Origin of the sequence: Bacillus sp. NTK071 (genome assembly GCF_017303315.1) — a bacterium.
Classification (GTDB): domain Bacteria; phylum Bacillota; class Bacilli; order Bacillales; family Guptibacillaceae; genus Guptibacillus.
The window spans coordinates 1-263 of sequence record NZ_JAFKOI010000111.1 but is presented as its reverse complement, the minus strand read 5'-3'; the positions used below and the strand labels follow the sequence as shown (position 1 = coordinate 263).

1 protein-coding gene is annotated in these 263 nt (G+C 68.8%); it reads left to right on the top strand.

Annotated elements, in window-relative coordinates; all coding sequences use genetic code 11:
• Positions 1-263 (top strand): putative PEP-binding protein (locus JI666_RS22200; protein ID WP_524535778.1); only part of this gene is annotated, 263 nt, incomplete at both ends.

Sequence of the window (263 nt, the reverse complement as noted above, 5' to 3'; positions counted from 1 at the left end):
GAGGCGCTGACCGGCGACAGCATCATCGTCGATGGCGACGAGGGCGTCGTCCATCTGCGCCCCGATGACAGCGTCGCCGCCGCGTACCGCGACAAGATCATCATGCAGACGCAGGCCGCCGCCCGCTTCGCCGAACTGCGCGACAAACCCGCCAGCGACCGCAAGGGCAACCGCGTCGCGCTGCATATGAATGCGGGCATCATGGCCGATCTGCCCTCGCTCGAAGGGTCGGGCGCCGAAGGCGTGGGCCTGTTCCGCACCGA